The sequence below is a fragment of the Geodermatophilus sp. SYSU D00766 genome, assembly GCF_054049915.1.
In genome coordinates this window covers 1-5769 of the sequence record NZ_JBJGYI010000080.1, presented here as the reverse complement: position 1 = coordinate 5769, position 5769 = coordinate 1, and the positions used below count along the sequence as shown (strand labels likewise).

Annotated in this window: 3 protein-coding genes; 2 read left to right on the top strand and 1 reads right to left on the bottom strand. The window is 75.9% G+C overall.

Translation table 11 applies throughout. The features are described from left to right. Positions 1–245: 245 nt before the first annotated feature. Positions 246–875, top strand: coding sequence for a hypothetical protein (locus ACI8AD_RS24835; RefSeq protein ID WP_456873201.1), 630 nt, complete (start codon positions 246–248; stop codon positions 873–875). A gap of 27 nt (positions 876–902) precedes the next feature. Here the strand turns inward: ACI8AD_RS24835 and ileS are convergent, their stop codons facing one another. After that, the gene (gene ileS / locus ACI8AD_RS24830; RefSeq protein ID WP_456873200.1) at positions 903–4046 is read right to left on the bottom strand and encodes an isoleucine--tRNA ligase; all 3144 of its coding nucleotides are present in this window, start codon (positions 4044–4046) and stop codon (positions 903–905) included. Positions 4047–4144: 98 nt separating this feature from the next. On the opposite strand from ileS, the gene ACI8AD_RS24825 reads away from it, so the two are divergent. Continuing rightward, the gene (locus tag ACI8AD_RS24825; protein ID WP_456873199.1) at positions 4145–5656 is read left to right on the top strand and encodes a potassium/proton antiporter; all 1512 of its coding nucleotides are present in this window, start codon (positions 4145–4147) and stop codon (positions 5654–5656) included. Positions 5657–5769: the final 113 nt, after the last annotated feature.

The following is a 5769-nucleotide window of genomic DNA, read 5'->3' as shown; positions in this document are numbered from 1 at the left end:
AGCTGCTGACGCTGCGGGTGGATGCGCGCAAGCCGCCGGCCAAGGGTGAGGTGGTGCACGTGGCGATCCGCCCGGGGGAGGCGCACGTGTTCTCCCCGGAGACCGGGCTGCGGGTCTCCCAGGACGAACGCTGACCCCCGGACGCTGAGCACGCAGCAGGGCCCTCGGACACCCGTCCGGGGGCCCTCCGCAGTTCCCGGTCGAGCACGTCCCACCGGGCCGGGACCGCGGCTACAGTGCGCGCCGTGGTCCTCGCCGCCGCCCTGCTGGTGCTCGCGGGCGTCGGCCTGTTCGTCCTCGGCGTGATGACCGCCGCCACCGCCTGGTACTGGGCCTGCGTCGGCGCCTGCGCCCTGGCCACCGCGCTGCTCGTCGTCGCCCGGCTGCGCGCCCCGGCCGAGGCCGGTGTCCCCGCCCCGCGGACCGACGAGCGCCCGGCGGCCGAGCCGGCCCGGCCGCCGGCCCGGCGGCCCGAGCCGGCCCCGGCGGCCGACGGGGAGGAGTCCGCCGCCGCGCCGGGAGCGGAGGACCGCCCGCGTCCCCGGCCCGCCTCCGCGTCGACGGGGCCGCAGCCGGTCGCGGCACCGGCCGGCAGGCGCGGCAGGGGAGCCACCGGACCGGACGCCGACCCGCCGGAGGAGGACGAGGAGGTCACCGACCTGCTGCTGGTGGTCGACCTCGACGACGAGGTGCGCGTCGTCGACGAGCACCCCCGCTACCACCTCGCCGACTGCGCCTGGCTGGCCGGCCGGGAGACGGTGCCGCTGCCGGTGCGCGAGGCGCGCGCCGACGGGTTCACCGCCTGTGCGCGGTGCGGCCCCGACGCCCACCTCGCCCACCGCGAGCGCGCCCGCCGGGCCGCCCGCCGGGGCTGAGCTCCGCCGGGCGGCCCGGCGGCGCGCTCAGCCGGTGGCGCGGGCGAGCCAGAAGCGCGAGTCGGACGGGCCCTCCACCCCGGCGCCCGCACCGGCGGTGCCGGCGTGCACCCGGGTGGCGAGGACCTCGCCGGCCACCTGGTCGCCGTGCTCGGCGAGCGCCTCGCCGATCGGGCCCTCCGCGGTCCACCACAGCTCGATGCGGTCGCTGACCGACAGGCCGGCGTTCTTGCGGGCCTCCTGCACCAGCCGCACGACCTCGCGGACCATCCCGGCCCGCTCCAGCTCCGGCGTCATGGTCAGGTCGAGGGCCACGCTGAGCCCGCCGCCGCTGGCCACCGTCCAGCCCTCGCGCGGGGTCTCGGTGACCACCAGGTCGCCGTCCTCCAGCGGCACCGCCTGCCCGTCGACGTCGACGGTCGCCGTACCGGCCCGGTAGGCGGCCACCAGCGCGGCCGGGTCGGCGGCGGCGACGGCCTTCGCCACCGCCTGGACCTGCCGGCCCAGCCGCCGGCCGACGGCGCGGAAGTCGACCTTCACGCTGACATCGACCAGGTCACCGCCGACCGACGACAGCTCGGCCAGCTCGGCGACGTTGAGCTCGTCGGCGACCTCGGCCACCAGGTCGCGGTCCAGCGACGCCCAGCCGGGGGCGGCGACCAGCGCGCGGGCCAGCGGCTGGCGGGTGCGCACCTTCGCCGAGGTCCGCGCCGCCCGGCCGAGCTCCACCAGCCGGCGGACCAGGTCGACCTGCGCGACCAGCTGCGGGTCGCGGGCGTCCTCGTCGACGGCGGGCCAGGAGGCCAGGTGCACCGAGTCCGGCGCGTCCTCGCCCAGCCCCGGGCGGGCCACCCGCGACCACACCTCCTCGGTGACGAAGGGCGTGAACGGCGCCATCAGCCGGGTGAGCCCGTCGACGACCTCGTGCAGCGTGCCCAGCGCCGAGGGGTCGCCGTCCCAGAACCGGCGCCGCGAGCGGCGCACGTACCAGTTGGACAGGTCGTCGACGAACTGCGCCAGCAGCCGGCCGGCGCCCTGGGTGTCGAAGCCCTCCAGCGCGTCGGTGACACCCTCGGTGACCGCGGCCAGCTGCGCCAGCGCCCAGCGGTCGAGCAGCGGCCGCTCCGCGCGCGGCGGGGCGGGGGAGACGGCCGGGTCCCAGCCGTTGGTCTCGGCGTAGAGGGTGAGGAAGCTGGCGGTGTTCCAGTAGGTCAGCAGGACCTTGCGGACCACCTCCGACAGCGTCTCGTGGCCGACCCGGCGGGCCGCCCACGGCGAGCCGCCGGCCAGCATGAACCAGCGGACGGCGTCGGCGCCGTGCCGGTCCATCAGCGGGATCGGCTCGAGGATGTTGCCCAGGTGCTTGCTCATCTTGCGGCCGTCCTCGGCGAGGATGTGGCCCAGGCACAGCACGTTCTCGTAGGAGCTGCGGCCGAACACCAGCGTCCCGACGGCCATGAGCGTGTAGAACCAGCCGCGGGTCTGGTCGATGGCCTCGGCGATGAACTGCGCCGGGTAGGCCGCCTCGAACTGCTCCCGGTTGCGGTGCGGGGCGCCCCACTGCGCGAAGGGCATCGAGCCGGAGTCGTACCAGGCGTCGATCACCTGCCGGACCCGCCGGTAGGTGCCCTCCTCACCGGGGCGGGTGAAGGTCACCTCGTCGATGAAGGGCCGGTGCGGGTCGAGGCCCGCGAGGTCGCGCCCGGTGAGCTCGGACAGCTCGGCCAGCGAGCCGACGGCGACCAGCCGGGTGGGGTCGGCGTCGTTGCGCCAGATCGGCAGCGGGGTGCCCCAGAACCGGTCGCGGGAGAGCGCCCAGTCGACGTTGTTGTTCAGCCAGTCGCCGTAGCGGCCCCACTGGATGGTCTCGGGGTGCCAGTGGGTCTTCTCGTTCTCGGCGAGCAGCTGGTCCTTGATGGCGCTGGTGCGGATGTACCAGGACGGCTGCGCGTAGTACATCAGCGGCGTGTGGCAGCGCCAGCAGTGCGGGTAGCTGTGCTCGTAGCTCTGCTCGCGCCACAGCACGCCGCGCCGCTGCAGGTCGGCGACGAGGGCGTCGTCGGCGGCCTTGAAGAACCGGCCGCCCACCAGCCCGACGTCGGGCAGGAAGTGCCCCGCGGCGTCGACCGGGTTGACCACCGGCAGGCCGTAGGCACGGGCGACGGCGAGGTCGTCGGCGCCGAACGCGGGGGACTGGTGCACCAGCCCGGTGCCGTCGTCGGTGGTGACGTAGTCGGCCAGGACGACGAAGTGGGTGTCCTCCCCGTCGGGGAAGTCGACCAGCTCGAACGGGCGCCGGTAGTGCACCCCCTCCCAGTCGCGGCCGGTCGTGCGGGCCAGCACCTCGACGTCCTCGCCCACCGCCGCGGCGACCAGCGGCTCGGCGACGACGAGGACGGCGTCGCCCGTGCGCACGACGAGGTAGGGGACGTCGGGGTTGACCGCGACGGCGGTGTTGCTCGGCAGCGTCCACGGCGTCGTCGTCCAGACCAGCAGGTCGGCCTTCCCGGCCCACTCGCCGTCGGTGACCGGCAGCCGGACGTACACCGAGGGGTCGGTGATGGACTCGTAGCCCTGGGCGACCTCGTGGTCGGAGAGCCCCGTGCCGCAGCGCGGGCAGTACGGGGAGACCCGGTGGTCCTCCACGAGCAGGCCCTTGTCGAAGACCTGCTTGAGCGACCACCAGACGCTCTCGATGTAGCTCGGGTCCATCGTCCAGTAGGCCGTGGACATGTCCACCCAGTAGCCCATCCGGCGGGTGAGCTCGGTGAAGTCGGCGACGTGCCGCTCCACCGACTCCCGGCAGCGGGCGTTGAACTCCGCGATGCCGTAGCGCTCGATGTCGGGCTTGCCGGCGAAGCCGAGCTCCTGCTCGACGGCGATCTCGACGGGCAGGCCGTGGCAGTCCCAGCCGGCGCGGCGGGGCACGTGCCAGCCCTGCATGGTCTTGAAGCGGGGGAAGACGTCCTTGAACGCCCGCGCCTCGATGTGGTGGGTGCCGGGGCGGCCGTTGGCCGTCGGCGGGCCCTCGTAGAAGACCCACTGCGGCCGGCCGGCGGTGGCCTGCAGCGACCGGGCGAAGACGTCGGCGTCCTCCCAGCGGCGCAGCACGTCCTGCTCCAGCGCGGGCAGGTCGACCTGGGGCGGCAGCGCACGGAAGGGAGAGCTCACGTCCCCATTGTCCCCGAGCCGTCGAGCGTGTTCGGCCGCCGGGGCGGGTGGCCGGGCGGGCAGGTACGGGAGACTGCGCCCGTGGTCGGGAGCCGGCGGTGAACGACACGGTCACCGTCGCGCTGGCCGTCGGGGCGCTCGTCGTCCTGGTCGCCGCCGTCGCGCTGCGGATCGCCGACCGGCTGGGCCTGCCCAGCCTGCTGCTGTACCTGGCGTTCGGGGTCGCGCTGGGGGAGAGCGGCCTGGGCATCGAGTTCGAGGACGTCGCGCTCACCCAGACCCTCGGCGTCGCCGCGCTGGTGGTCATCCTGGCCGAGGGCGGGCTGACCACCCGCTGGGCCGACGTCCGGCGGGCGGTCGGCCCCGGGCTGTCGCTGTCGACCGTCGGCGTGGTGGTCAGCGTCGCGACGACGGCGGCGGTCGGGGTGTGGCTGCTCGGGCTGGACTGGCAGTTCGCGCTGCTGCTCGGCGCCGTCGTCAGCTCCACCGACGCCGCCGCCGTCTTCGCCAACCTGCGCCGGCTGCCGCTGCCGCGCCGCATGGTGGCGGCGCTGGAGGTGGAGAGCGGACTCAACGACGCCCCGGTCATCCTGCTGGTCGCGGCGCTGTCGGAGACGCTCACCGGCGGCGAGGAGCACCCCTGGTGGGTGACCGCGGCCGAGGTGGTCGCCGAGCTGGCCGGGGGCGCGGTGGTCGGGCTGGCGCTGGGCGCCGGCGGCGCCTGGCTGCTGCGCCGCTCGGCGCTGCCGCTGTCGGGGTTCTATCCCCTGGCGACCCTGGCGCTGTGCGTGCTGGCCTTCGCCTCGGCCGACCTGCTGCACACCTCCGGGTTCGTCGCGGTGTACCTGTGCGGGCTGGTGCTCGGCAACGCGGCGCTGCCGCACCGGTCGGCGAGCATCGGCTTCGCCGAGGGGATGGCCACCCTCGCCCAGATCGGGCTGTTCGTGCTGCTCGGCCTGCTGGTCTCACCCGCCCGGCTGCCCGGCGTCCTCGGCTTCGCCCTGCTGGTCGGCGCCGCGCTGCTCCTGGTGGCGCGGCCGCTGTCGGTGGTCGCGAGCCTCGCGTGGTTCCGGGTCCCGTGGCCGCAGCAGGTGTTCGTGTCCTGGGCGGGCCTGCGCGGCGCGGTGCCGATCGTGCTGGCCACCGTCCCGCTCACCGCGCAGGTGCCCCGCGCCACCCTCGTCTTCGACACCGTCTTCGTGCTCGTCGTCGTGTTCACCCTGGTGCAGGGCACGTCGCTGCCGTGGCTGGCCCGCCGGCTGGGCATCGCCGCACCGGTCACCCCGCGGGAGGTCGAGGTCGAGTCGGCGCCGCTGGAGGAACTCGACGCCGAGCTGATGCAGCTGCGGGTGCCCGAGGGGTCGCGGCTGCACGGCGTCTACCTGCCCGAGCTGCGGCTCCCCGACGACGCCGCGGTGGTGCTCATCGTCCGCGACGGCCGCTCGTTCGTGCCCGACTCCCACACCCGGCTGATGCGCGGCGACCAGGCGCTGCTGGTCTCGGCCCGCCGCTCGCGACCGGAGGCCGAGCGGCGGCTGCGGGCGGTCAGCCGGGCGGGGCGGCTGGCGACCTGGCGCGGCGAGCAGGGCTCGGCCACCGGAGCCGACTGACGCACCCTCCGGGCGCCCGGGTCGTGGGGGGGGGGGGGGGGGGGGGGGGGGGGGGGGGGGGGGGGGGGGGGGGCGGGGGGGGGGGGGGGGGGGGGCCGCGCCGTGCGCCGGTG